This is a genomic window from Belnapia mucosa (assembly GCF_016775475.1).
Taxonomy (GTDB): domain Bacteria; phylum Pseudomonadota; class Alphaproteobacteria; order Acetobacterales; family Acetobacteraceae; genus Belnapia; species Belnapia mucosa.
On record NZ_JAEUXJ010000005.1, the window covers coordinates 81970 to 106898 of the forward strand.

The 24929-nt window shown below is 71.3% G+C and carries 24 protein-coding genes; 12 read left to right on the top strand and 12 right to left on the bottom strand.

The features are described from left to right. The first annotated feature begins 1 nt into the window (after position 1). From nusA to JMJ55_RS13885, 9 genes are all read left to right on the top strand, one after another. Entirely contained in the window at positions 2 to 1543 is a 1542-nt protein-coding gene (nusA, locus tag JMJ55_RS13845) for a transcription termination factor NusA (RefSeq protein WP_202826159.1), read from the top strand. Beyond that, on the top strand, positions 1521 to 2150 hold the full coding sequence (locus tag JMJ55_RS13850; RefSeq protein ID WP_202826160.1) for an RNA-binding protein: 630 nt from the start codon (positions 1521 to 1523) through the stop codon (positions 2148 to 2150). Before nusA ends, JMJ55_RS13850 begins: the two co-directional genes overlap by 23 nt. 81 nt (positions 2151 to 2231) lie before the next feature. Then, positions 2232 to 5021, top strand: a complete 2790-nt coding sequence (infB, locus tag JMJ55_RS13855) for a translation initiation factor IF-2 (protein ID WP_202826161.1) — start codon at positions 2232 to 2234, stop codon at positions 5019 to 5021. 79 nt (positions 5022 to 5100) lie between these two features. Next, the gene (gene rbfA, locus JMJ55_RS13860; protein ID WP_202826162.1) at positions 5101 to 5514 is read left to right on the top strand and encodes a 30S ribosome-binding factor RbfA; all 414 of its coding nucleotides are present in this window, start codon (positions 5101 to 5103) and stop codon (positions 5512 to 5514) included. A 44-nt stretch (positions 5515 to 5558) separates the two neighbouring features. Next, entirely contained in the window at positions 5559 to 5900 is a 342-nt protein-coding gene (locus JMJ55_RS13865) for an acyl-CoA thioesterase (protein ID WP_202826430.1), read from the top strand. After that, positions 5900 to 6880, top strand: a complete 981-nt coding sequence (gene truB, locus JMJ55_RS13870; RefSeq protein WP_202826163.1) for a tRNA pseudouridine(55) synthase TruB — start codon at positions 5900 to 5902, stop codon at positions 6878 to 6880. The genes JMJ55_RS13865 and truB overlap by 1 nt, the downstream gene beginning before the upstream one ends. Positions 6881 to 6926: 46 nt before the next feature. After that, entirely contained in the window at positions 6927 to 7199 is a 273-nt protein-coding gene (gene rpsO, locus JMJ55_RS13875; RefSeq protein WP_202826164.1) for a 30S ribosomal protein S15, read from the top strand. A gap of 403 nt (positions 7200 to 7602) precedes the next feature. After that, positions 7603 to 9813 carry a polyribonucleotide nucleotidyltransferase gene (gene pnp / locus JMJ55_RS13880; RefSeq protein ID WP_202826165.1) on the top strand — a complete coding sequence of 737 codons (2211 nt, stop codon included), beginning with the start codon at positions 7603 to 7605 and terminating at the stop codon, positions 9811 to 9813. 87 nt (positions 9814 to 9900) lie between these two features. Continuing rightward, positions 9901 to 11301 (top strand): NAD(P)H-dependent flavin oxidoreductase, encoded by a 1401-nt coding sequence (locus JMJ55_RS13885; protein ID WP_202826166.1) that lies wholly within the window; start codon positions 9901 to 9903, stop codon positions 11299 to 11301. A gap of 66 nt (positions 11302 to 11367) precedes the next feature. Here the strand turns inward: JMJ55_RS13885 and JMJ55_RS13890 are convergent, their stop codons facing one another. Genes JMJ55_RS13890 through JMJ55_RS13925 form a run of 8 tightly spaced genes read right to left on the bottom strand, consistent with a single transcriptional unit; the run spans position 11368 to position 15763 of the window. Continuing rightward, positions 11368 to 11661 (bottom strand): DUF1330 domain-containing protein, encoded by a 294-nt coding sequence (locus tag JMJ55_RS13890; RefSeq protein WP_202826167.1) that lies wholly within the window; start codon positions 11659 to 11661, stop codon positions 11368 to 11370. A 34-nt stretch (positions 11662 to 11695) separates the two neighbouring features. After that, the gene (locus tag JMJ55_RS13895; RefSeq protein ID WP_202826168.1) at positions 11696 to 13426 is read right to left on the bottom strand and encodes a complex I subunit 5 family protein; all 1731 of its coding nucleotides are present in this window, start codon (positions 13424 to 13426) and stop codon (positions 11696 to 11698) included. Continuing rightward, complete coding sequence (locus tag JMJ55_RS13900; RefSeq protein WP_202826169.1) at positions 13423 to 13767, bottom strand: sodium:proton antiporter; 345 nt, start codon at positions 13765 to 13767, stop codon at positions 13423 to 13425. The genes JMJ55_RS13895 and JMJ55_RS13900 overlap by 4 nt, the downstream gene beginning before the upstream one ends. Continuing rightward, positions 13764 to 14516, bottom strand: a complete 753-nt coding sequence (locus JMJ55_RS13905) for an MnhB domain-containing protein (protein WP_202826170.1) — start codon at positions 14514 to 14516, stop codon at positions 13764 to 13766. The genes JMJ55_RS13900 and JMJ55_RS13905 overlap by 4 nt, the downstream gene beginning before the upstream one ends. Continuing rightward, on the bottom strand, positions 14513 to 14773 hold the full coding sequence (locus tag JMJ55_RS13910; RefSeq protein ID WP_202826171.1) for a hydrogenase subunit MbhD domain-containing protein: 261 nt from the start codon (positions 14771 to 14773) through the stop codon (positions 14513 to 14515). Before JMJ55_RS13910 ends, JMJ55_RS13905 begins: the two co-directional genes overlap by 4 nt. Next, the gene (locus tag JMJ55_RS13915; protein ID WP_328702639.1) at positions 14770 to 15063 is read right to left on the bottom strand and encodes a monovalent cation/H(+) antiporter subunit G; all 294 of its coding nucleotides are present in this window, start codon (positions 15061 to 15063) and stop codon (positions 14770 to 14772) included. Before JMJ55_RS13915 ends, JMJ55_RS13910 begins: the two co-directional genes overlap by 4 nt. Continuing rightward, positions 15060 to 15311, bottom strand: coding sequence for a monovalent cation/H+ antiporter complex subunit F (locus JMJ55_RS13920; protein WP_202826172.1), 252 nt, complete (start codon positions 15309 to 15311; stop codon positions 15060 to 15062). Before JMJ55_RS13920 ends, JMJ55_RS13915 begins: the two co-directional genes overlap by 4 nt. Continuing rightward, positions 15308 to 15763, bottom strand: a complete 456-nt coding sequence (locus JMJ55_RS13925) for a hypothetical protein (protein ID WP_202826173.1) — start codon at positions 15761 to 15763, stop codon at positions 15308 to 15310. The genes JMJ55_RS13920 and JMJ55_RS13925 overlap by 4 nt, the downstream gene beginning before the upstream one ends. A gap of 103 nt (positions 15764 to 15866) precedes the next feature. Between JMJ55_RS13925 and JMJ55_RS13930 the strand changes: the two genes are divergently transcribed. After that, positions 15867 to 16616 carry a 2-keto-4-pentenoate hydratase gene (locus JMJ55_RS13930; protein ID WP_202826174.1) on the top strand — a complete coding sequence of 250 codons (750 nt, stop codon included), beginning with the start codon at positions 15867 to 15869 and terminating at the stop codon, positions 16614 to 16616. Here the strand turns inward: JMJ55_RS13930 and JMJ55_RS13935 are convergent. Both JMJ55_RS13935 and JMJ55_RS13940 read right to left on the bottom strand, forming a co-directional pair. Then, a complete protein-coding gene (locus JMJ55_RS13935) occupies positions 16613 to 17728 on the bottom strand; it encodes an NADH:flavin oxidoreductase/NADH oxidase (protein WP_202826175.1) in 1116 nt (371 codons plus the stop codon). The two genes, JMJ55_RS13930 and JMJ55_RS13935, sit on opposite strands and share 4 nt — an antisense overlap. Continuing rightward, the gene (locus JMJ55_RS13940; protein WP_202826176.1) at positions 17725 to 18513 is read right to left on the bottom strand and encodes a DUF2272 domain-containing protein; all 789 of its coding nucleotides are present in this window, start codon (positions 18511 to 18513) and stop codon (positions 17725 to 17727) included. Before JMJ55_RS13940 ends, JMJ55_RS13935 begins: the two co-directional genes overlap by 4 nt. A 45-nt stretch (positions 18514 to 18558) precedes the next feature. Here JMJ55_RS13940 and JMJ55_RS13945 point away from each other — a divergent pair, with 45 nt between their 5' ends. Next, complete coding sequence (locus JMJ55_RS13945) at positions 18559 to 19992, top strand: FAD-dependent oxidoreductase (protein WP_202826177.1); 1434 nt, start codon at positions 18559 to 18561, stop codon at positions 19990 to 19992. 175 nt (positions 19993 to 20167) lie between these two features. Here JMJ55_RS13945 and JMJ55_RS13950 read toward each other — a convergent pair whose 3' ends face one another. Together JMJ55_RS13950 and JMJ55_RS13955 are read right to left on the bottom strand one after the other, a co-directional pair. Continuing rightward, positions 20168 to 22144: an ankyrin repeat domain-containing protein gene (locus JMJ55_RS13950; protein WP_202826178.1), complete on the bottom strand. Its 1977-nt coding sequence runs from the start codon at positions 22142 to 22144 to the stop codon at positions 20168 to 20170. A 91-nt stretch (positions 22145 to 22235) separates the two neighbouring features. Then, on the bottom strand, positions 22236 to 23786 hold the full coding sequence (locus tag JMJ55_RS13955; protein ID WP_328702642.1) for an MDR family MFS transporter: 1551 nt from the start codon (positions 23784 to 23786) through the stop codon (positions 22236 to 22238). Positions 23787 to 23920: 134 nt separating this feature from the next. Between JMJ55_RS13955 and JMJ55_RS13960 the strand changes: the two genes are divergently transcribed. Continuing rightward, positions 23921 to 24922 (top strand): aldo/keto reductase, encoded by a 1002-nt coding sequence (locus tag JMJ55_RS13960; RefSeq protein ID WP_236033704.1) that lies wholly within the window; start codon positions 23921 to 23923, stop codon positions 24920 to 24922. Positions 24923 to 24929: the final 7 nt, after the last annotated feature.

Below are 24929 nucleotides of genomic sequence, written 5' to 3' on the forward strand. Positions count from 1 at the left end.
CATGGCCGTCGATATCACCATCGCGCGTCCGGAGCTGCTGCAGGTCGCCGATGCCGTCGCGCGCGAGAAGATGATCGAGCGCGACGAGGTGCTGGAGGCGATGGAGCAGGCCATCCAGAAGGCCGGCCGCGCCAAATACGGGCATGAGAAGGACATCCGCGCCGTCATCGACCGGCGCAACGGCGAGGTCCGCCTCTCCCGCTGGACCGAGGTGGTGGACCAGGAGCCGGTCGAGAACGAGGCGACGCAGATCCCTCTCCGCATTGCCCGCAAGTTCAAGCCGGAGATCCAGGCCGGCGAGTTCCTGGTGGACCCGCTGCCGCCGATCGATTTCGGCCGCATCGCCGCCCAGACGGCGAAGCAGGTGATCGTCCAGCGGGTGCGCGAGGTCGAGCGGAAGAAGCAGTTCGACGAGTACAAGGACCGCGTCGGCGAGGTCATCAACGGCACGGTGAAGCGCACCGAATACGGGAACCTGATGGTCGATCTCGGCCGGGCCGAGGCGCTGCTGCGGCGCGACGAGACCATCCCGCGCGAGGCCTTCAAGAACGGCGACCGGGTGCGCGCCTACATCTATGACGTGCGAGAGGAACCGCGCGGCCCGCAGATCTTCCTCAGCCGCACCCATCCGGGCTTCCTGGCCAAGCTTTTCGCCCAGGAAGTGCCGGAGATCTATGACGGCATCATCGAGATTAAGGCGGTGGCCCGGGATCCCGGCAGCCGCGCCAAGATGGCCGTCATCAGCCGCGATTCCAGCATCGATCCCGTCGGCGCCTGCGTCGGCATGCGCGGTTCCCGCGTCCAGGCGGTGGTGCAGGAGCTGCAGGGCGAGAAGATCGACATCATCCCCTGGTCCGGCGACAACGCCACCTTCGTCGTGAACGCCCTGGCCCCGGCCGAGGTGACGAAGGTCGTGCTCGACGACGAGGCGCGGCGGGTTGAAGTCGTGGTCCCGGATGACCAACTCTCGCTAGCCATTGGCCGGCGCGGCCAGAATGTCCGGCTCGCCTCGCAGTTGACGCGGTGGGATATCGATATCCTGACCGAGGCGGAGGAGAGCGAGCGCCGGCAGGAGGAATTCCGCAAGCGCAGCGGCCTCTTCGTCGAGGCGCTGGATGTGGACGACGTCATCGCCGGGCTGTTGGTGACCGAGGGTTTCACCTCGGTCGAAGACATCATCTCGGTCGAGGATGAGGAGCTGGCGGGCATCGAGGGCTTTGACGAAAGCGTGGCCGCCGAGCTGAAGCGCCGCGCCGAAGCCTGGCTGGAACGCCGGGACGTCGAGCTGGACGAGAAGCGGCGCGCGATGGGCGTCGAGGATGCGGTCGCCGAGATCGGCGGCTTCACCCCGACCCAGCTCGTGGCCCTGGGCGAGAAGGGGGTGAAGAGCTTGGACGATCTGGCCGACCTCGCCTCGGACGAGCTGATCGAGATCATCGGCGCCGACGCCATGGATGAGGAAACGGCGAACGCCGTCATCATGGCCGCGCGTGAACACTGGTTCGCCGAGGATGGCGCGAATGCTGACGGCGCCTCCGCATGAGCCGGCGCTAGGCGCCGAGGGCGAGGCGGAGGAGCCCGAACGGGGCCCCCTCCGCCGCTGCCTGGTCACCCGAGAGAGCCTGCCGAAGGAGGCAATGATCCGCTTCGTGCTCGGTCCCGAGCATGTGGTGGTGCCGGATCTCGCTGGCCGCCTGCCGGGGCGGGGAATGTGGTTGTCGGCCAAGGCCGATGTGTTAGAACGCGCGGTGAAGCGCGGCGCCTTCTCGAGGGCGGCACGCGGGACTGTGCATCTGCCCCCTGACCTTCGCGCGCGGATCGAGGACGGCCTGAAAGGTCGGCTCCGCGATCTCATCGGCTTCGCCCGGCGCGGTGGCCAGGCAGTGTGCGGCCGGGATGCGGTGCGCGAATGGCTGCATTCCGGCAAGGCCGGGTTGCTGGTCGAGGCCTCCGACGGCAGCCCGAAGGAAAGGGCGCGTCTGGTGGGCGGTCGGGGGTTGCCGGTGGTGGCCCCCCTGCCCGCCGAGGTGCTCGGCGGCGTATTCGGACGGGACCATGCCGTGCATGTGGCGATCGCGCCGGGCCGGCTGGCGAAATCGATCGCGGCGGAAGCCGCGCGGCTGGCGGGCATTTCGGCGCCGTCAGGATAGAATTGTTCCCGGCGCGGCAAGCCGTGACGGGACGTGGCATGGACGGCAATGACGTCAGACGGATCGGGTTCGGATCAGCGCATGAGTGACCAGAACGACCAGGATGCAGCAAAGAGCAGGCTGAGCCTTCGGCCGGCCGGAGGCCGCCTGGAACTGGGCAAGACGGTGGATGCAGGCAGCGTCCGCCAGAGCTTCAGCCATGGGCGCAGCAAGACCGTCCAGGTCGAGGTGGTGAAGAAGCGTGTTGTGACGCCAGGCACCCGCCCGGCGGCGACCGGCGCTGGTCCCGCCCCTGCGGGCGGCCGGCCGGCCGGTGGCCCGCCCGGCAACCGCCCCTCCGGCGGTGGCCAGGCACGTGGCGCCGCCTCCTCGGCCCCCGGCCGCCCCCTGACCCAGGCCGAGCTGGCTACCCGCCAGCGCGTGCTGGAGGAGCAGCGTCGGCTGGAAGCGCAGCGTCAGCGCGAGGAGCGCGAGCGCCAGGCGCTGATGGTCCGCTCCGCCGCCGAGGAAGCCCGCCGCCGCGAGGAGGAGGAGCGCCGCGAGGCCGAGGAGGCCGCCGCCCGCGCCGCCGAGGAGGCCCGCCTCCGTGAGGAGGAGGAGGCCCGCGCTGCCGCCGAGGCGAAGAAGGCCGCCATCGCCGCTGCCGTCGCCCCGAAGCGCGAGGAGCCCGAGGAGGAGCCGGCGCCCCCGGCTGCCGCCGCCCCCGCGGCTGCCGGCCCGGCCGCGGCGCCCAAGCCGCGCCCGCAACCGGCCCTGACTCCGGCCCAGATCGCCGCGGCTCGTCGCCCGGCTGCCGCTGCTCCGGCCGCGCCCGGTGCTACCTCGCCGGCGGCCAAGCTCTCGCTGCGAGCCCGCACCGCTGAGGAGGAGGACGAGGCGCGCCGCGCCGCCGCCCGCCGCCCGGGTGGCGTCGCCGTACCGGCGAAGAAGCCGGTGCTCGCCGCCGTCAAGAAGGGCCCCGGCGCCGACCGCCGCGGCGGCCGCATCGACGTCCAGGCCGCGATCGAGGGCGAGGACGACCGCAGCCGCTCCATCGCCAGCATGCGCCGTGCGCGCGAGCGCGAGCGGCGGCAGCAGGAGCTCGCCCGCCTCCGTTCCGGCCAGGAGCGGGTGGTGCGCGACGTGGTCATCCCCGAGACCATCACCGTCCAGGAACTCGCCAACCGCATGGCCGCCCGTGGCGGCGAGGTGGTGAAGGCGCTGTTCCGCATGGGCGTGATGGCGACGCTGACCCAGAGCATCGATGCTGATACCGCCGAGCTGGTGGTGCAGGAATTCGGCCATCGGGTGAAGCGCGTCGCCGAGAGCGATGTCGAGCTCGGCATCGAGGGCGCGACCGATGTGGATACCGACCTGCAGCCGCGGCCGCCGGTCGTCACCATCATGGGCCATGTCGATCACGGCAAGACCAGCCTGCTGGACGCACTGCGCCAGGCCGATGTGGCGGCGCACGAGGCCGGGGGCATCACCCAGCATATCGGCGCCTATCAGGTGACGGTGCCGGATGGCTCGAAGGTCACCTTCATCGACACGCCGGGCCACGCCGCCTTCACCGCCATGCGCGCCCGCGGCGCCAGCGTGACGGATATGGTTGTGCTGGTGGTGGCCGCCGATGACGGCGTGATGCCGCAGACGATCGAGGCGATCAACCACGCCCGGGCGGCGAATGTCCCGATCATCGTGGCCATCAACAAGATCGACAAGCCGGGCGTCCGCCCCGAGCGCGTGCGGCAGGAGTTGCTGCAGCACGAGATCGTGGTGGAAAGCCTCGGCGGCGATACGCAGGAGATCGAGGTCTCGGCGACGCAGAAGCTGAACCTCGACAAGCTGCTGGAAGCCATCACCCTGCAGGCTGAGGTTCTGGACCTGAAGGCCAACCCGAACCGGGCGGCCGAGGGCACGGTGATCGAAAGCCGGCTGGATCGCGGCCGCGGTCCGGTGGCGACCGTGCTGGTTCAGAAGGGCACGCTGCACACGGGCGACATCGTCGTCGCCGGCTCCGAATGGGGCCGCGTCCGCGCCATGCTGGACGACAAGGCGCGCCAGGTGAAGGAAGCCGGGCCGAGCCTGCCGGTCGAGGTGCTCGGCCTCACGGGTGTTCCCTCCGCCGGCGAGCCCTTCGTCGCGGTCGAGGACGAGACGCGGGCGCGGGAGATCTCCGAATTCCGCCAGCGCAAGCTGCGCGAGAAGTCGGCCGCCGCGACCAGCGCCGGGCGCGGGACGCTGGCCGAGATGCTGGCCCGGGTCCAGCTCGGCGAGCAGAAGGAGGTTGCCGTCGTCGTCAAGGCCGATGTCCAGGGCTCGGCCGAGGCGATCGGCGTCACCCTCGGCAAGCTCGGCAATGAGGAGGTGCGCGTCCGCGTGCTGCACTCGGCGGTCGGCCAGATCACCGAGAGCGACGTCCAGCTCGCCAAGGCTTCCGGCGCCGTCATCGTCGCCTTCAACGTCCGCGCCACGACGCAGGCGCGGGAGATGGCGCAGCGCGACGGCGTGGATATCCGCTACTACTCGATCATCTACGAGGTCGCCGACGACATCGAGAAGCTCTACAAGGGCAAGCTCGCGCCGGTGCAGCGCGAGAAGTTCCTCGGCTACGCGCAGATCCTCCAGGTCTTCGAGGTCAAGCGGATCGGCAATGTGGCCGGCTGCCGCGTGACGGAAGGCGTGGTCCGCCGTGGCTGCGGCGTCCGTCTGCTGCGCGACGGCGTGGTCATCCACCAGGGCGAGCTCTCGACGCTCCGGCGGTTCAAGGACGACGTGAAGGAAGTCACTAACGGCTACGAATGCGGCATGAGCTTCGCCAACTACAACGACATCCGCGTCGGCGATCAGATCGAGTGCTACGAGACGGAGATGGTCGCCGCCACCTAAGGCGCCGCCTCCACCCTTCCACGGGGGCGCGGCGCCGCAAGGTGCCGCGCCCTTTCTTGTTCCAGAGGGTTCAACCCCCATGCCCAAGCATTCCGCCGGCCCCGCCGCCGGCCCCTCCCAGCGCCAGCTGCGCGTCGCGGAGGAGGTGCGCCATGCCCTCTCCGCCGTCTTCGCCCGCGCCGAATTCCGCGACCCGGACCTCGTCGGCCTGCATGTGACGGTGACCGAGGTCCGCGCCTCCCCCGACCTGAAGCACATGACCGCCTTCGTGAGCGGCCTGGGTCGGGAGCTGCCGGAGCCGCAGATGCGGGCGCTCCGCCGCGTCGCCCCCTGGCTGCGGACCCAGGTGGCCAAATCAGTCCGGCTGCGCTCAGCGCCGGAGCTGCATTTCCAGCAGGATACCGCGCTCGACTACGCCATGCAGATCGACCGGGCGCTGCGCCAGCCGGAGGTTGCCCGCGACCTCGCCCCGCGCCCGGATGACGAGGCGTGAGCGACCGCCCACCGGCGGGCGAGCCCCGCATCCGCACCATTGCCATGCCGGCCGATACCAACCCGGCAGGCGATATCTTCGGCGGCTGGCTGATGTCGCAGATGGACCTTGCCGCCGGCAATGCCGCCGGCCGCCGCACCCATGGCCGCTGCGCCACTGTCGCGGTGGAGGCGATGAGCTTCCACGCCCCGGTCAAGGTCGGCGATGAGGTCAGCCTCTATGCCGATGTGATCTCGACCGGCCGCACCTCGCTCCGCATCCGGGTCGAGGCTTGGCGCCGCAACCAGGTCTCGGACGAGTGCGTCCGCGTCACTTCCGCCGTCTTCACCTTCGTCGCGCTCGATGCCAATGGCCGGCCGCGTCCCGTTCCCCCCGAGGCCCCTTGATGTCCGCCAATGGCAAGCCCCGCCACCACCGCCACCGCAAGCCGAAAGGTCGCGTGATCGATGGCTGGCTGATCATCGACAAGCCCTCGGGCATCGGCTCCACCGATGTCGTCGCCAAGGTGAAGCGCGCCTTCGATGCGCAGAAATGCGGCCATGGCGGGACGCTCGACCCGCTGGCGACCGGCGTGCTGCCGATCGCCCTCGGCACCGCGACCAAGACCGTTCCCTATGTGATGGACGGCACCAAGTCCTACCGCTTCACCCTCCGCTTCGGGGACCTGCGGGACACGGACGATGCCGATGGCAAGACCATCGAGACCTCCGACGCCCGCCCGACCGACGAGGCGATTCGCGCCGCCCTGCCCGCCTTCATCGGCGACATCATGCAGGTCCCGCCGATCTATTCCGCCATCAAGCTGGGCGGCGAGCGGGCCTACGATCTGGCGCGCGAGGGCCAGGCGGTCGAACTCCAGCCCCGCCCTGCCCGGGTCGATCGGTTCGATCTGGAATCGCGCCCCGATGCCGATACCGCCATCTTCCTCGTCGAGAGCGGGAAGGGCGTCTATATGCGCTCCCTCGCCCGCGACCTGGCGCGAGCGGTCGGCACGGTCGGCCATATCGCCACCTTGCGGCGCATGCGGGTCGGCCCCTTCCTCGAATCCGCCGCGATTCCGCTGGACAAGCTGGGCGGTTCCGGCGATACGCCGCCTCCTTCCCCGGACCTCCTCCTTCCCGTGGCGACCGCGCTGGCCGACATCCCGGCGCTGGCCCTCACCGAGGCGGAGGCCATGCGGCTCATGCAGGGTCAGGCTTTCAGTCTGGTCGATCTCATGGGCCGCATTCCCGGTGCCGCCAACCCCGATGGGGGGCTGGTGCGCGCCATGGCGGGGGAGCGGTTCGTGGGGCTCTGCCGCCTGGATTCCGGCCTGATGAAGGCGGAGCGCCTGGTGTCGCAGGAAGGTCTGCAGCCGGTCGCGTGAACCGCCGAACCTCCGGAAGGGGGCGGCCAATATGGAGAACAACCCGATGTCGGCAGTCAGTGCGGAGCGCCGCCAGGCGCTCATCACCCAGTATGCGACCAAGCCCGGCGATACCGGCAGCCCGGAAGTGCAGGTCGCCCTCCTCTCGGAGCGGATCAGCGGCCTGACCGAGCACCTGAAGACCCATGCCAAGGACTTCCACAGCCGGCGCGGCCTGCTCGTGCTGGTTGGCCAGCGGCGCGGCCTGTTGGACTACCTGAAGAAGAAGGACCAGGGCCGCTACGAGCGCCTGATCGGCAGCCTCGGCCTGCGGCGCTAGGCCGCTTTTGCTGGCATGGCGCCTCCCGGCGCCATTCCGGCCTCCGTCCGGGCGCAGATTTCCGTGGTAATCCGCGCCCGGCCGGGCCATATGACCGCCGTGAGGCCGAATCCTGCCCCGATGGGCAGGCATGTCGGCCGACCGCCGCGCGCGGCGGGCTGACAGGACAGCCACCACCCTCAGCCTGATGGCGGGGGCGGCAACGGCGTTTCCGGCCACATGGATCCCCGGCAACGGGGGCGGCCTTCCTCCTCCCTCCCCGGCGGAAGTCTCGCTCCATGCAGCCCGAAGCGCCGAAAGTGAACGGCCAGACTGCCACCCTCCGCGTCGCACCCCGGACCGTCCCGATGGCGGCTCCGGTCCTCCACCCTGCCGGGCCTCGGGTCCGGCCAAGGAACGACGCATGTTCGAAAACTATTACCGCAAGGATATTGCCTGGGGCGGCCAGCTCCTGACGCTCGAGACGGGCAAGATCGCCCGCCAGGCCGATGGCGCCGTCATGGCCCGCCTCGGCGACACCATCGTGCTCTGCACCGTGGTCGGCTCCCGCAGCGTGAAGCCGGGCCAGGACTTCTTCCCGCTGACGGTGAACTACCAGGAGAAGGCCTTCGCCGCGGGCAAGATCCCGGGCGGCTTCTTCAAGCGCGAGGGCCGTCCCTCCGAGCACGAGACGCTGGTCTCCCGCCTGATCGACCGGCCGATCCGCCCGCTCTTCCCGGATGGGTTCCGCAACGAGGTCCAGGTGATCGCCACCGTCCTCAGCCATGACCTGGAGAATGATCCGGACATGGTGGCGATGGTCGGCTGCTCCGCCGCCCTCACCCTCTCCGGCATCCCCTTCTTCGGCCCCGTGGCCAGCGCCCGCGTCGGCTATATCGACGGCCAGTACGTGCTGAACCCGACCGCGGCCCAGCGCCAGCAGTCGAAGCTGGAGCTCGTCGTCGCCGGCACCGCCGAGGGCGTGCTGATGGTCGAGTCCGAGGCGCAGGAGCTGTCCGAGGAGGTCATGCTCGGCGCCGTCGAGTTCGGCCACCGCGGCTTCCAGCCGGTCATTCAGGGCATCATCGAGCTCGCCGAGCGCGCCGCGAAGGAGCCCTGGCCACTGGTCGAGCCCTCCGAGGCCGAGACCACCCTCAAGACCCGCATCACCGAGCTGGGCCGCGACGCCATCGCCCTCGCCTACAAGGAGACGCAGAAGCTTCTCCGGCAGGAGAAGGTCTCGGCCGCGAAGAAGGCCGTGGTCGAGCAGCTCGCCGCCGAGGGTCTCGAGGCCGACAAGGCGAAGGGCCTGCTGAAGGAGCTCGAGGCGGACGTCGTCCGCAACGCCATCCTGGAGACCGGCCTCCGCATCGACGGCCGCGACACCAGGACCGTGCGCCCGATCGTGGCCGAGGTCGGCGTGCTGCCGCGCAGCCATGGCTCGGCGCTTTTCACCCGTGGCGAGACCCAGGCGCTCTGCGTCGCGACCCTCGGCACCGGCCAGGACGAGCAGATCATCGACGCACTGCCGGGCGAGTACCGGGAGCACTTCATGCTCCACTACAACTTCCCTCCCTATTCTGTGGGTGAGACCGGCCGCATGGGCAGCCCGGGCCGCCGCGAGATCGGCCACGGCAAGCTCGCCTGGCGCGCCCTCCGCCCGCTGCTGCCGGAGAAGGACAAGTTCCCCTACACCCTCCGCGTGGTCTCCGAGATCACCGAGAGCAACGGCTCTTCCTCCATGGCCACCGTCTGCGGCAGCTCGCTGGCGCTGATGGATGCCGGCACACCGCTGAAGCGCCCCTGTGCCGGCATCGCCATGGGCCTGATCAAGGAGGACCGCGGCTTCGCCGTGCTCTCCGACATCCTGGGCGACGAGGACCATCTCGGCGACATGGACTTCAAGGTGGCCGGATCGGAGCAGGGCATCACCGCGCTCCAGATGGACATCAAGATCACCTCGATCACCTTCGACATCATGCGCCAGGCGCTCGACCAGGCGCGCGACGGCCGGATCCACATCCTCGGCGAGATGGCGAAGGGCCTGACCGGCGCCCGCGGCGACGTGGCGGCTAATGCGCCCCGCATCACCGTCATCAACGTGCCGAAGGAGAAGATCCGCGAGGTCATCGGCTCCGGCGGCAAGACGATCCGCGAGATCACCGAGCAGACCGGCTGCAAGATCGACATCGAGGATGACGGCACCATCAAGGTGGCGGCCACCAGCACCGAGCAGGCGCAGCGCGCCATCGACTGGATCCGCGGTCTGACCGCCGAGGCCGAGATCGGCGCCATCTACAACGGGAAGGTTGTGAAGACCGCCGAATTCGGCGCCTTCGTGAACTTCCTCGGCGCCAAGGACGGCCTCGTCCATATCTCCGAGTTGCAGAACGACCGCGTCAACCGCACCACCGATGTCGTCAATGTCGGCGATGCGGTGAAGGTGAAGGTCATCGGCTTCGACGATCGCGGCAAGGTGAAGCTGTCGATGCGGGTGGTCGACCAGGCCACCGGCGCCGACATCACCGAGCAGGTCGGCGCCCGCCGTCCACGCGAAGGCGGCGAAGGCGGCGGCGAGGGCCGGGAGAACCGGCGCGAGCGGCCGCGGCGCGAGCGGCACGACGCTGCGGAGTAAGCCATTACCGGCCGCCGGGACCTCTCCCCTCGGCGGCCGGAGGCACCATATGGTCCGATCTACCTGGAAGAAGTTGAGGGCAGTGGCGTGAAGCCTATCAACGCGATCCGCATGGGGGGCTGCGAAGTCCTGCCGCTGGTCGAAGGCGGCAAGGGTGTCGCGGTCTCGAACGGCGCATCCTGTGGCGCCTGGGCCTCTGGCGGCGGGGTTGGCACCTTCTCGGCTGTCAATGCCGACAGCTATGACGCGGATGGCCATGTCATCCGACAGGTCTATCACGGCACGACCCGACGCGAGCGGCATGAGGAGCTGGTTGCCTACGGCATCCGCGGCGGCATCGCCCAGGCGCGCGAGGCGCATGAGCGCTCGGGTGGCAAGGGACGCATCCACGCCAATATCCTCTGGGAGATGGGCGGGGCGGAGCGGGTGATCCGCGGCGTGCTGGAAGGCGCGCGGGGCCTCATCAACGGCATCACCTGCGGCGCCGGCATGCCCTATCGCCTGTCGGAGATCGCCCGGGAGTTCGGGGTGTTCTACTACCCCATCGTCTCCTCGGGCCGGGCCTTCGCCGCGCTGTGGAAGCGCAGCTACAGCAAGACCCGGGAATGGCTCGGCGGCGTGGTCTATGAGGATCCCTGGCTGGCCGGCGGCCATAACGGCCTCTCCAACTCCGAGGATCCGGCGGTGCCGGAGGATCCCTATCCCCGCGTCCTCAAGCTGCGCCAGCAGATGCGCGAATTCGGCCTGGGCGAAGTGCCCATCATCATGGCCGGCGGCGTCTGGTGGCTGGAGGAATGGCAGGACTGGATCGACAACCCGGAGCTCGGGCCGATCGCCTTCCAGTTCGGCACCCGTCCCCTGCTGACCCAGGAAAGCCCGATCTCGGATGCCTGGAAGCAGCGGCTGCTGACCCTGAAGGAGGGCGATGTGCTGCTGCAGCGCTTCTCCCCTACCGGCTTCTACAGCAGCGCCGTCCGCAACGACTTCTTGCGGGAGCTGGAGGCGCGGAACGAGCGGCAGGTGGCCTATACGCAGGAACCGGTCGGCGACCATGTGGCCGAATACGCCTTCGGCCCGCGCCGCCGCCGCGTCTGGCTGACCGGGCATGACCGGGAACGGGTGGCGGGCTTCGAAGCCGCGGGCTTCAGCGAGGCGATGCGGACGCCCGACAACACGCTGATCTTCGTCACGCGCGAGAAGCATGCCGAGATCGTCAAGGACCAGATCGACTGCATGGGCTGCCTCTCCTCCTGCCGCTTCTCGAATTGGGACCAGCACGGGCCCAATTTCGACAACGGCAAGAAGGCCGACCCGCGCAGCTTCTGCATCCAGAAAACGCTGCAGGACGTGGCGCATGACGGGGCGTTGGAGCACAACCTGATGTTCGCAGGGCACAACGCCTTCCGCTTCGGCTCGGACCCGTTCTATTCAAACGGCTTCATCCCGACCGCCAAGCAGCTGGTCGAGCGCATCCTGACCGGGCGCTGACCGGCGCGAAAAGGGGCAGATCGAGCGGAAAGGGCGGCCTCGGCCGCCCTTTTTCAGGCGTTTCCGTTACCCGTCATACCCCTCCACCAGCGCCACATGCGAAACCGTGCCCGCCCGCCGCAAGGCCAGCAGCGGCGCATAGTCCGGGCTGTCGTAGAAGGCTCGTAGCCGCTCCATGCTCGGGAATTCCAGCACCACCACTCGGTGCAGCCCAGGATCGCCCTCCACCACAGTCACCGCGCCGCCGCGCACCAGGTAGCGCCCGCCGAAGGCAGTGATCATCGGCGCGACCTTCTCCCGGTATTCGGCGAAGCGCGCCGGGTCGCGCACCTCGATATTGGCAATCAGATAGGCTGGCATGGGTCCCTCCCTTTGTTGCGGAGGAGACTATCCTTCATCCGAGCATGAAGCCCAGCGTCAGCACCGCCAGCCCGGCCAGCATAAAGGCCACATAATCTCCGACCCGCCCCGTATGCAGTCGGTCGAGCAGCGCGAAGGCCGGCCCGCTCGCCGCCTCCACCGGCGCCCGCAGCCAGCGCGGCAGATGCGCCCGCCCCAGATCCCAGCCGGCGATCAGCAGCGAAAGCCCGATCGCCGCCCAGGGCAGCCAGGGGTTGGGCGTCTCGGCCGGCATCTCCCCGCCCCCGGCAGCGGTCAGGGCGAAGTGCGCGATTGGTCCACCGAGCCCCAGCGCCGCCGCCAGCAGCACCGCCGCCGGCGCCAGCATCAGCCAGAGCGGCCGGTCGCGCGGCTCCTGCTCCTCCTCCGTCGGCGCCCGCTCCTCCTCGCCGGAGACGCGCCCCCAGCCGAGGAAGATGCGCCCACCCGCCCGCAGCACCGCGCCCCCGGTCAGCGCCGCGCCCAGCAGCAGCGGTGCCGCCAGCCAGGGCAGCCCCTGCTCCGCGGCGGCGGAATCCAGCAGCCGCGTCGCCTCATCCAGCGTGCCGAAGGGCAGGCCGCCCAGCACCAGCCCCGCCAGGCCGAAGACGATCCCCGCCGGCCAGACCGCGCGCCCCCGCCCACGCAACTGGATCTCGTCGATGCCGCCGCAGCGGGTCAGCAGGATTCCGGCGATCATGAACAGTGCCGCCTTCACCGCGCCATGCCCCAGCAGATAGGCCAGCATCCCCGCCTTGCCCTGGGCGGAGACCAGCGCCAGCGCCCCGAGCAGGATCCCGGTATGGGAAATGGTGGAGAAGGCCAGCATCCGCTTCAGGTGCCGCTGCTGCAGGCAGCCCACCCCGCCGAGCAGCGCGCTGGCAAGGCCGAGGCCCAGCAGCAGCCCATGCATCACCCCTTGCGCCGCCGGCACCCCGGCGAAGACCGTCCCGCCCAGCCGCGCGATCCCGAAGATGCCGAGCGAGACCATGACGCCGGAGAACACCACCGAGACGGGGCTCGGCGCCACCGCATGGGCATCGGTCAGCCAGAACTGGAAGGGCACCATCGCCGCCTTGGTCAGTAGCGCCGCCAGCAGCAGGCAGCAGGCGGCGGCCACCACCATCTCGCCCGGCGCCTCGGCTGCGGCGCGGCCCAGCGCCGGCATGTCCAGCAGCCCGAACCGGGCATAGAGCAGGCCGATGCCGCCCAGCATCATGAAGCTCGCCAGGCTGTTGGTGATGGTGAAGTTCAGCGCCCCCTCGATCGCCGAGGATTCCAGGTGGTAGGCCGTGAGGGCGAAGGCGGCGACGCTCATCACCTCGAACCAGACGAACAGGTTGAACAGGTCCGCGGTGAGGCAGAAGCCGGCCATGGCGCCCATGAAGACCAGCATCAGCACATGGAACATGGCGCCCGCCGGCTCGAAATAGCCCCAGGCGAAGGCGAAGCAGGCGGCGAAGACCAGGCCGATGAAGCAGACCATCCCAGCCCCGGCCAGGTCGGCGGTGAAGGCGATGCCGAGCGGCCTTCCCCCCTGCGGCACCCAGCCGCCGAACCAGTGCGTCACCGGCCCCGCCGCGGCCTCCCGCGCCAGCCATGCGCCGATCCCCGCCAGGGCCAGCGCCAGCAGCAGCGCCACCATATCCGAGGCCCGCTTCGGGATGACATGGCCGAGCGCCAGCAGCAGCGCCGCGCCCAGCAGCGGCAGGGCGACGGCCAGCGGCAGCAGCGTCTCGCCGCTCATCGGTCGAGCGGCCGCAGGGCGTCCGGGTCCACCGTGCCGCGCCGCTTATGGACCTGCAGCACCAGCACCAGCAGCAGCGCCGTCACCGCCGCGCCGACGACGATATCGGTCAGCACCAGCGCCTGCACCACCGGGTCCACCACCAGGCTGCCCGGCGGCTGGTCCTGGAAGATCGGCGGCCCCGCGCCCCAGCGGAAGCCGGCCGAGAGCAGCAGCACATAAGTCGCGCTCTGCACCACCGAGAGGCAGCCGATCAGATGCAGGTAGTTGCGGCTGGTGACGATGCCGTAGAGGCCGATGCCGAAGAGCCAGGCGGCGACCAGCCAGGGCAGCGGGCTCATTCCTCGCCTTCCTCCGGGGCCCGCGTCTCCTCAAGGAATTCGAGGAAGAGCATGGCGAAGCCCCCCGCCACCGCCAGCGCCACGCCGAGATTGAGCAGCGGGATCAGCCCGCCCGAGAGCAGCGATCCGGATTCGCCGGGCGGCAGGACATTCGCCAGGAAAGCATCGCCGAGGGCGAGCCCGGCCAGCCCCGCCAGCGCATAGAGCGCGGCCCCGCCCCCTTCCAGCGCATGCAGCAGCGGCCCCGGAAGCATCCGGCGCCAGGCGGCATAGCCCTCGCCCAGCCAGACCAGCAGCATGGCGCTGGCGATGATGACGCCGCCCTGGAAGCCGCCCCCGGGCGTGAGCTGTGCGTGCAGCACGACATAGAGGCCGAACAGCAGCGTCACCGGCGCCAGCAGCCGGCAGAGCAGCACCACCGCCTCGCTCCGGCGCGGGATCGGCCGGCCGGGGATGGCGGCGGCGCGGCGCTGCCCCCCCTCCCCCCGCGCGCCGCGCAGCAGCATCACCGCGCCGCCGACCGCGGCCAGCAGCATGATCTCCTCGCCCAGCGTGTCGATGGCGCGGAGGTCGAAATTGACGCCACTAACCATGTTGGTGACATGCCGCTCATGCAGCATCAGCGCCGTCGCCGCATCGCCATAAGGCAGCGGATGCGCGCCGAATTCCGGCATGCGGAATGCGAGCAGCAGCGCCGCCGGAACCAGGACCAGCGCGGCGGCGAGGGCGAGGAGGAGCCGCGGCCTCATTCCTTCCGCTCCTCCTTCGGTGGCCCGTGCAGGCGGAGGCTGGCCAGCGCCACGAGGAAGAGCAGCGGCACCGCCGCCGTCCCGACCACGAGCTGGGAAAAGGCCGCATCCGGCGCCTGCAGGGCGGTAAAGAGCAAGGTCAGCGCCAGCCCATTCGCTGCCAGGGCGAGCACCTGCCGCCGCGGTTCCCGCGTCAGCACGACGCCGGTGCCGGTGGCCGCGACCAGCAGGAACAGGGTGATCAGCAGCAGGCTCATTCCCGCTCCCCTGCCGCGATGCGGCGCACCAGCGCGGCGCCCGCCGCATGGGCGAGGCCGGCGCCGACCGCGAGCAGGGCCAGCACCAGCAGCAGCAGCTTCAGGGGCCGCTGGCCGAATCCGTCCTCGACCAGCGCGGCGAGCAGGAAGGCGAGGCCCGGCCCGGTCGCCAGGAAGGCCACCAGATGCAGCCGGTCGAGCGGCGTCCGCAGCCGCAGCATCCCGATCGCCGCCAGCCAGGCCGCCAGCACGCCGAGGCCGAGCAGCAGATCGACCGCCAGCGCCCTCACAGCCAGCGTTCCAGGAAGACGGCCAGCAGCAGCGTCCCCGGCAGGGTCAGCAAGGCGAGAGTGAGCGCAAGATCCATGAGCGAGGGCTGGGCAAAGGCGAAGCTCATCAGCGCCAGCATCAGCACCGCCAGGGAGGTGGCGAATTGCACCGCGACCAGCCGGGTGCCGATGCTGCCGCGCAACGCCTGCCAGACCGGGACGGCCAGGGCCGGGACCAGGCCGAGCAGGGCGAGCAGCCAGGAACTCATGGCGGCCAGCACCGCTCGGACGAGACGGGTTGCCCCGCATCCAGCCGGTGCAGCGGCAGGGTCTCGGTGACATAGTCCGGCGCCAGGACCAGCCCATTGGGCGAGACCGAGAGCGAGAGCAGGGCAAGGCCGCGCCGCACCGTATCGGCAGGCCCCTCCCCGCCCGGCGCGAAGGGCTGCGGCAGCACCGCACCTTCCGGCAGGCGGCCGGGTCGCAGCAGCCAAGCCGCAGCCCGCCCCGTTTCCTGGGCGAGGCTGGCGAGCACGCCGCGCAGCAGCTGCGGCCAGGGCGCCCGCAGGCGAAGGGGATGGGTGGCGATCCGAGCCAGGATCCGAGCGAAGAGCAGGGTAAGGAGCCCGATGACGGCGGCGGCCACCAGCTCTCCGGTCGAGAGCTGGCCGGCGAAGACCAGATACAGCGCCGCGAATGCCAGCCACCGTACCGATGCCAAAGCGGAACCCTCCCGTGACAGGCTGCTAACCGGCGGTCCTGGTTGCGGTTCCAACAGGGCCGGGCAACCATGGCCACGCATTCAGACCGGAGGAGGCCCCAGCATGGCTGATCAGGACATCGCCGCCACCGTCGAAGCCCTGGTCCAGGCCCGGCGCAGCGGAACGCAGGTCGAGGGGTTGCCGGCGGTGCCCGCCTCGGTCGCCGAGGCGCATCGCATCCAGGACGGGGTGGCGGCCGCGCTCGGTGAGGCGACCGGCGCCTTCAAGGCGAATGCGCCGCCGGGCGAGCCGCCGGTCCGCGGACTGATCCCGGCGCGCATGATCCGCCCCAGCCCGGCCCGGATGCCACCTGCCGAGGTGCCGCATTGCGGCGTCGAGGGCGAGGTCGCCTTCCGCTTCACCCGCGACCTGCCGCCGCGCGAACAGCCCTATGGGCGGGAGGAGGTGGCCGCGGCGGCGACCGTGCTGCCGGCCATCGAGGTGGTGTCGGGCCGCCTCCGCGATCCCCGCACCCGGCCGGCGCTGGAACAGCTGGCCGACTGCATCGCCAATGGTGGGCTGGTGCCGGGGGCGGAGCTGGCGGAGTGGTCCTGGCTCGACTTGCCGCGACTGCGCGTCACGCTGCTGGTGAACGGGGCGCCGGTGCTGGAGCAGGAGGGCGGCCATCCGATCAACGATCCGCTCGGCGTCGCCGTCGCACTGGTCAACCTGATGCGGGAGGCCGGCGGCGTGCGCGCCGGCCAGATCGTCACCACCGGCAGCTGGACCGGGCTGCGCTTCCTGCAGCCCGGCGACCGCTGCACCGTCCGCTTCGAGGCGCTGGGCGAAGCGGAGGTGGTTTTCGCGGGCTAAGCCAGCCCCGCCAGCGGCGCCCCTATCGCTTCGTCGCGGGCCATCTTGCCGAGCGTCATCAGGCCGCGTTCGTATTGCGGCGGCACCTGCAGCGCCTCGGTCCGGCCGAGTGCCGCCGCGGCATGGATCGGCCAGTACGGATCGCGCAGCAACGCCCGCGCCAGCAGGATCAGGTCCGCCTTGCCCTCGCTGAGGATCGCCTGCGCCTGCGCCGGCTCGGTGATCATCCCGACCGCGGCGACGGCCACCCGGGCTCCCTCGCGCACCGCCGCCGCCCCCGGCACCTGGTAGCCCGGACCGACCGGAATTGCCTGCCGTGCGTCCAGCCCGCCGGAGGTCACGTCGATCATATCGACGCCAAGCGCCTTCAGCCGCGCCGAGAGCGCCACCGTCTCCTCCGTCGTCCAGCCGCCCTCGACCCAATCGGTGTGCGAAAGGCGGACACAAAGCGGCACCTCATCCGGGATCGCCGCCCGCACAGCCCGGGTCGATTCCTCGACGATCCGCACCCGGCCGTCGAAATCACCGCCCCAGGCATCGTTGCGCTGGTTGGACAGGGGCGAGAGGAATTGGTGCAGCAGGTAGCCATGCGCCGCATGCAGCTCGATGAAGCGGTAGCCAGCGGCGATGCTGCGCCGCGCCGCCGCCACGGTATCGGTGATCACCCCCTCGATCTCCGCCTCGCTCAGCGCCCGCGGCGTGGCATAGCCCTGGAAGGCGAGAGCACTCGGCGCCACTGGCACCCAACCCGGCTCGGCCGAGCCATGTACCCAGGCCTGCTTCCGGCTGCCCTTCCGCCCCGCATGCGCGATCTGGATTCCCGGCACGGAGCCCATGGCGGCAATCCCTTCCGCCAGCCGCCGGTGGCCGGGGATTTGCCCATCCTCCCAGATACCGAGGTCGGCCGGGGAGATGCGCCCCTCCGGCGAGACCGCTGCTGCCTCGGTGATGGTCAGCCCGGCCCCGCCCACGGCGCGCGACAGCAGGTGTTGGAAATGCCACTCGGTCGGCTGGCCGTCTTCGGCGCAGGAATACTGGCACATGGGCGAGACGCCGATGCGGTTCTTCAGGGTCACGCCCCGGAGGGTCAGCGGCTCGAACAGGTCGGTCATGAAAGGGGGCTCCAAGGGGGCAGCCGGCCAAGCCGGTTCTGGAACAGGACGAACCATGCGGGCTCGCCCGCTGGCCATGGCAGAAGATAGCCCGCGGCGTCGGCGGGGAAACGGGTCAGCGTCACGCTGTCGCGCACATTGCCGCCCACCACCTCCACCACCCCCGGCGCGGTGCCGGTAACGATGTCGCAATGCATGGGCCGGAACCGCCCGCCATCGGCGGCGCGCTGGCGCCAGTCGGCGATCGGGTTGCGGCTGCGATCAGTGCAGAGCAGGTCGCCCGGTTGCGGCGGCAGCTCCCGCGGCAGGCGCGGCAGGAAGGGAGCGGCGGCCGGGAAGGCGGCGGCATCGCGGATCAGCGCATCGACATAATCAGCATGCGCGGCCGAGGGCGGGAATTCCCGCCGGTCGACCCCAGCCGAGGCCAGGACGAAGGAGATGAAGGCCGCCGACCAATAGGGCTCCCGCCACAGCGCCTCACCTTCGGGCAGGCCGGCGAGAGCCGCGGCATAGCGCCGGCGGTTGCCGGCGATCGCCCCCTCATCCTGCGGCACTACCCGCCAATAGGCCAGCACGCGGGGAAAGTTGGCCGGCTCGCTCTCCGCCCCGGTGGAGCCGCCGGGCAGGCCCGGCTCCATCACCACCCGGCCCCAATCCGCCCATTCGGCGAGGGCGATCCGCACCATCCGTTCCCGCGCCGCCGGCGGATAGGGAAGCGGCGGGGCCGGCGGCGGCGGCACCACCGCACAGGCCCCGAGCAGGAGCAGAAGCAGGATCGAACGCATGGCCCCCTGTAGCGCAGCGCTGGCCCCCGCCATAGGCTCCGGCCCATGAGCGACACCCCCTCCGGCCGCCTGTTCTTCCAGAGCGAGACCTTCCGCGTGGAAGGCGGCGGCACCGCCCGCACCCGCCACCCGCGCATCACCGGCGGCAGCATCACGGAGCCGGCGCGGGAGATTCCCATCCATGCCGAATGCGACGTGCTGGTCGTCGGCGGCGGCCCGGCCGGCACCGCGGCCGCCGTCGCCGCGGGCCGGCTCGGCGCCCGCACCCTTCTGTTGGAACGGCACAACCATCTGGGCGGGCTGTCGACCGGCGGGCTGGTGATCTGGATCGACCGGATGACCGACTGGTCCGGCGCCCCGGTCATCCGCGGCTTCGCCGAGGAATACCTCTCCCGCCTGCCGCGCGACGCCATCGCCGGCCCGCCGCGCGAGGCCTGGGGCAGCCGCGATGCCGCGACCGCCGCCTGGTGGGCGCTGCGCACCGCCGCCTTCCACGGCATCGTCACCCATTCGCCGACCGCCGATCCCGAATGGATGAAGGCGACCGCGCTGGAGATGGTGATCGAAGCCGGGGCCGAACCCCTCTTTCATGCCTGGGGCGCCCAGCCGGTGATGGAGGGGAATGCCGTCCGCGGCGCCATCTTCGAAAGCAAGCAGGGCCGCCGCGCCATCCTGGCCAAGGTGGTGGTGGATGCGACCGGGGATGGCGACATCTTCCACCGCGCCGGCGCCGCCACCGCCGCCGATATCGAGGAGGGCGACATCCACCACGCGATCAACACCAGCTGGATGTTCGGCGGCGTCGACATGCCGGCCTATCTCCGCTGGCGGGCGGAGCAGCCGGCGGAATTCGGCGCCTTCCTGCAACGTGGGCGGGAAGCGCATGGGCAATTCGAGAAGGCCTTCGTCTCCTGGCGCGACGATGTGGCGCTGTTCATGGGCCCACGCATGACCGGCTTCTCCGCCGTCGCAGTGGACGACCAGACCGAGGTGGAGATCCGCAGCCACCGGCTCATGCTCGCCCATTTGGCGTTCTACCGCGCCCATGCCCCCGGTTTCGCCGGCGCCTGGCCGCTGCTGAGCGCGCCGCAGCTCGGAGTCCGCCATGCGCGGCGGCTGGTCGGGATGGGTGCCGTGACGCGGGCGATGTGGGACGGGCGAGTAGAGCCGGATGAGATCGGGGTCTCGCCCAGCCTCTCGCCGCGCTTCCCCAATGTCTCCGTGCCCTATGGGGCGTTGGTGCCGGCGGCGCTGGATGGGCTGCTGGCACCGGGGCGGCACCTCTCCTGCGATGCCACCAGCCACTCCTTCCTGCGGGAGATTCCGCAATGCTGGCTGACCGGCCAGGCGGCCGGGGTGGCGGCGGCGCTGGCGGCGGATGCGAGGGTGGAGCCACGGACCGTGCCGGTGCGGGCGATGCAGGGGGCGCTGCTGCGCCAGGGCGTGCATCTCTCGGCGGCGGTGGAAGCGGTCGCCTGACTGGCCCCACATTACCGTGAGTTCATCTTTCCTCCATGCTCACCTTATCGTGATTATGTATACTGTCTTCGTTCAGGCCGTGGCCTTGGACGTCTCCTCCCAGTGATCTTTGCCGCAACCTGGGGTTGGGCATTGCATCGCCACTTGGGCCGGCTGGTTTCGGGCGTCACGCCCGTCACCGCCGGCCCCTTTTTTTGTTCACCTCCAGCAGCGCGCGGATGGCGGCATTGGCTGCCCGGTCGATCGGGCTCTGCCCTTCGGAATCGGCGGCGTGCGGATCGGCGCCACGGGCGAGCAGCAGGGTGACGATCGCTGCATCACCCCGCTCCGCCGCATGGGACAGCGCGGTGCGGCCGGTGACCGGGTCCGGCGCATCCTCGGCGGCGCGGCAGGGCTGCGGCTCGGCGGCGATGGCGACGCCTTCCATGCTGGCTGCATCCGGCTTGGCGCCGGCCTCCAGCAGCAGCCGCACCGCCTCCTCCGGCCCGTATTCCGCTGCCAGGGAGAGCGGCGCGCGGCCCGAGCCGCCACCGGCATTCGGATCGGCGCCGGCACTCAGCAGCAGGCGCAGCGCCTCGGGCGAAGCGGCGGCCAGAGCCAGCAGCGGGTCCTCCCACGCATGCGCCGGCGGCCGCCGCGCGAGCCCTGGCTCGGCCGCCAGCGCCGCCCGCAACGGAGCAAGGTCGCCGGCGAGCAGGGCAAGGCGCAGCGCGCGCACCGGCGCCTCGGCGGGGTCGAGCGCCGCGGCCGTCACGCCACCATCCGTATCGCGCAGCCGGTTGTCGGCCACCAGCCGGTCCAGCACCCGGTCAGCGACGGCCTTCGCCTGCTCCGCGCCAAGGCCGAAGCGTTCGGCATAGACCCCGGCCAGGGCGGCCAGGGCGCGGTCCCGGGCAGCGCCGGCCGCCAAGAAGCCCCGATAGGCCGACAGCGCCACCTGCGCCCGGGCCCGCATCAGCGGCCCTGCCTCGGCGGTGCCGATCTCCTCCTCGCTCGGCGGCACCGGCAGCAGGCTCCAGGGCCGCCATGGCGCGCGATCGGCGGCGGTGCGCCGGTCCTCATCGGCGGTGCCGCAGGCGGTGGGCGGCAGCAGCGCATCCGCGAGCGCCAGATATTCGGACACCGCCTCGCCCCCGGGCGGCAAGGGATCGGTCGCGGCCGGAGGCTCCGCGACGAAGAGACAAAGCTGGCGCGGTCGCGCCGCCGGCCCGGCCAGGGCGTAGACCCCCATATCGCCGGGGCTAACCGGGGAGGTGGTCATGGGCGTCAGCACCAGGACCTGCCCGCCCTCGCGGAAGAGGCGCGGCGCGTCATAGATCCACCAGCGGCTGCCGCGGGCGAGGGTCGGATCGGGTTCCGCCAGGGGCCGGTCCCCGCGCGGCGCCGGCAGGGTCCCCTCCTCCAGCATTGGCCCACCCGCCTCCCAGGCATCCTCCGGCACCTCCCCACGCAACAGGCGGCGGGCCAGGGCGGGCGGGAGGATGCGGTAGCCGATCTCCTCGACGCGGGTCGCGCTGCGCGGCTCCTCCAGACGCAACACGGTCACCGGGCGGCCGGTGCCATACAGATCGAGGCTCGCGGTCATCGGCAGCCCGGCATCCGGATCGGCCGGGCCAGGGATGGAGGTGAAGCCGACCTCCCGCTCGCCGAGCGGATTCGGCACGGCGGCGGGGCCACGGAACGCTGCTTCCAGATCCTGCGCCAGGGCTTCGCAGACCGGCGTACCGGCACCGCGCAGCAATCTCGGCAGAAAGGGCAGGCGCGGCCAAGCGGCGCGCTGCGCCTCGAGCCCCAGCACCGCAATGCGCTGTTCCATCCGCGCCCCGAGGCAGGTGGCGGCCTGCCGCGCGCCCCAGGCGCCGAGGTCGGTGGCGCGGCGCTCCGCCACTTCGATGACCGGGCAGGTCGCGGTCCGGGCTGCCAGCCAGCGGCGCTGCTCGGCGATGCGACGGTCGCGCTCGGCAGGATTCGGGGCGGCGGCGAGATGGGCGCGATAGGCCCCGGCCAAGCTGGCATCCAGCCCGGCCAGGCGCGGCTCGGCGCAGATCAGCCGCTCCAACGGCGTCGCTGCGGCGCGGCAGTCGAAGCTCGGCTGGGCGCGGGCCACGGGCGCGAGCAGGACAAGCATGAGTATGGGCAGGACCTGCCGCATGAGACCTCTCCGTGATGGCGCCGCCGTTGCCAGCACGGCGCGCCGGCTCATAGGCTCCCGGCAACAATTCCTCGGCGTTCACTGAACCGGGCTATTCCGCCGGGGCGTCGCCGATCTCGTTCCGCAGGCGGCGCTCCGGCAGGCCGAGCACCAGCAGGAAGGCCAGCGTCATCACCAGACCGCTCAGCAGGAAGCAGCCCATCAGCGCCTCCCGATAGGCACCGGCGATCGCCGCCTGCTGCGCCGGGGGCAGCGTGTGCAGCACCTGGACGCCATGCTCCGTCAGCGCGCCGAGGCCCTGCCCCGCCCCCGCCGCGGCGAGCCGCCCGGAGAGGATCGCGCCCGAGACCGCGACACCCACCGCGCCGCCCATCGAGCGGAGGAAGGCCATGGCGCCCGTCGCCGCACCGAGTTCGCCATAGGGGACGGCATTCTGCACTGCCGTCGTCAGGTTCGGCATGCCCATGCCCATCCCGAGGCCGAGCGCACCCATCGAGACCAGGAAGGCGAGAGGCGGGGCGCCGAGCCAGGCGAAGAGGGCAAGACTGGCCAGCGCCACCGCCTCCAGCCCCAGCCCGGCCAGCAGGAAGGGCTTGTTGCGGCCCAGCCGCGCCACGATCCGCCCGCCGATCACCGAGGTCAGCACCATCCCGCCCACCTGCGGCAGGGTCATGGCCCCGGCCGAGGACGGGCTCATCCCCAGGACCAGCTGGAAATAGAGCGGCAGGAAGACGGTGGAGCCGAGCATGGCGAAGACCATCATCCCGCCCACCACGACGCCGCGGGCGAAGATCGGGTTGCGGAACAGCGCCAGCCGGATCAGCGGCTCCGGCGCCCCCGTCTCCCGCCAGAGAAACAGGCCGAACAGCACCGCGGTCGCCACCCCAAGCCCGATGCTCCGCACCGAGGCCCAGGGGAATTCGGTCCCGCCCCAGGCGAGCAGCAGCAGCAGGGCCGCGGTCGCGGCCGTCAGCAGCAGGGCGCCGACGTAGTCCACCGGCCTGGCCCGGCCGGGCGGCGGCGCGCGCAGGCCGAGCGCGATCATCGTCACGGCCAGCAGGCCGATCGGCAGGTTCACGTAGAAGACCCAGCGCCAGGACAGTGCCTCGGTGATGAAGCCGCCGAGCAGCGGGCCGGCGACGCTTGCCAGGCCGAAGGTGCCGGAGAACAGGCCCTGGTAGCGTGGCCGCTGCCGCGGCGAGACCACATCGCCGATCACCGCCTGGGCCAGCACCAGCAGCCCGCCGGCGCCCAGGCCCTGCAAGGCGCGGAAGCCGATCAGCTCCCCCATCGACCGAGCCGCGCCGCAGAGCAGCGAGCCGCCGAGGAAGAGGCCGATGGCGACGAAGAACAGCCGCCGCCGGCCATGGATGTCGGAAAGCTTGCCGTAGAGCGGCGTGGTGGTGGTCGAGGTCAGCATGAAGGCCGTGACCACCCAGGAGAGATGGGCCATCCCGCCCAGCTCTCCCACCATCCGCGGCAGGGCAGTATTGACGATGTTCTGGTCGAGCGCCGCCAGCAGCATCGCCAGCAGGGCGCCGGCCAGGACGATCCGAAGCTGCGTAGCGGAGACGGGTGCGGGGGGGACCGCGGCCATGGCCTCGGCGGGGTTCAGGGCCTGGGCCTGGGTGGGGGGACTCACACCGCGTCCTCTTGTCATGAAGCAGCCCGAAAGCCGGGGAAGCGGGCGGGTTCCAACCTCGCGGCGCCATGGCCGGCATCCGCCGGGCGGCGGTGGGCTTGCCGGCCAGGGGCCGGGGGCCGCACCATCCCGCCATGCACCCCAGCGCCTCCCGCATGATGAGCCGTTGGCGGCCACCCGGCCCGCTCGGCCTCGGCGGCGCGCCGCTCGGCAACCTCTTCGCCCCGATCGCGGAGGAGGAGGCGGAAGCGGCGATCGAGGCCGCCTGGGCAGCCGGCATCCGGACCTTCGACACCGCGCCGCTCTATGGGCTCGGCCTTTCGGAGCATCGCTTGGGCCGCATGCTGCGGCGCCGGCCGCGGGCCGAATTCGCTCTTTCGACCAAGGTCGGCCGACTGCTGGAACCGGACCAAGCCGCGCCACGCGAGCAGCACGGCTATGTCGGCGGCCTGCCCTTCCGGGTCCGCTTCGACTATTCCGCCGCGGCGACGCTGCGTTCCATCGAGCATAGCCTGGCCCGGCTCGGCCTCGCCCGCATCGATACCGTGCTGATCCACGACCCGGCCGAGGACACCCATGGCCCCGCCTGGCGCGACCGCTTCGCCGAGGCCATGGCGGGGGCGGCCCCGGCGCTCACCCGGTTGCGGGAGGAGGGCGTGATCCGCGCCTGGGGCCTCGGCGTGAACAGTGTGGAGCCCTGCCTGCTGGCGCTGGAGCAGGCAGACCCGGACCTCTTCCTGATCGCCGGGCGCTACAGCCTGCTGGACCAGGGGGCGCTGGCGCGGCTTCTCCCGGCCTGCGCGGCGCGCGGGGCCAGCCTCATCATCGGCGGCCCTTACAATTCCGGCCTGCTGGCGGGTGGCGGCACCTTCGACTACGTCCCCGCCGCCGCCTGGCTGGTGGCAAGGCGGGACCGGCTGGCCGCTCTCTGCGCCGAATGGGGTGTCTCCCTGAAGGCGGCCGCGCTGCAATTCTGCGCCGCGCCGGAGGTCGTCGCCTGCGTCATCCCCGGCGCCCGCTCCGCAGCGGAGGTGACGGAAAACGTCCGGTTGATGGCGCAGCCGATCCCGCCCGGCTTCTGGGCCGCGCTGCGCGAGGCCGGGCTGATCCACGCCGAGGCACCGGTGCCGGGGTAGGACCCCT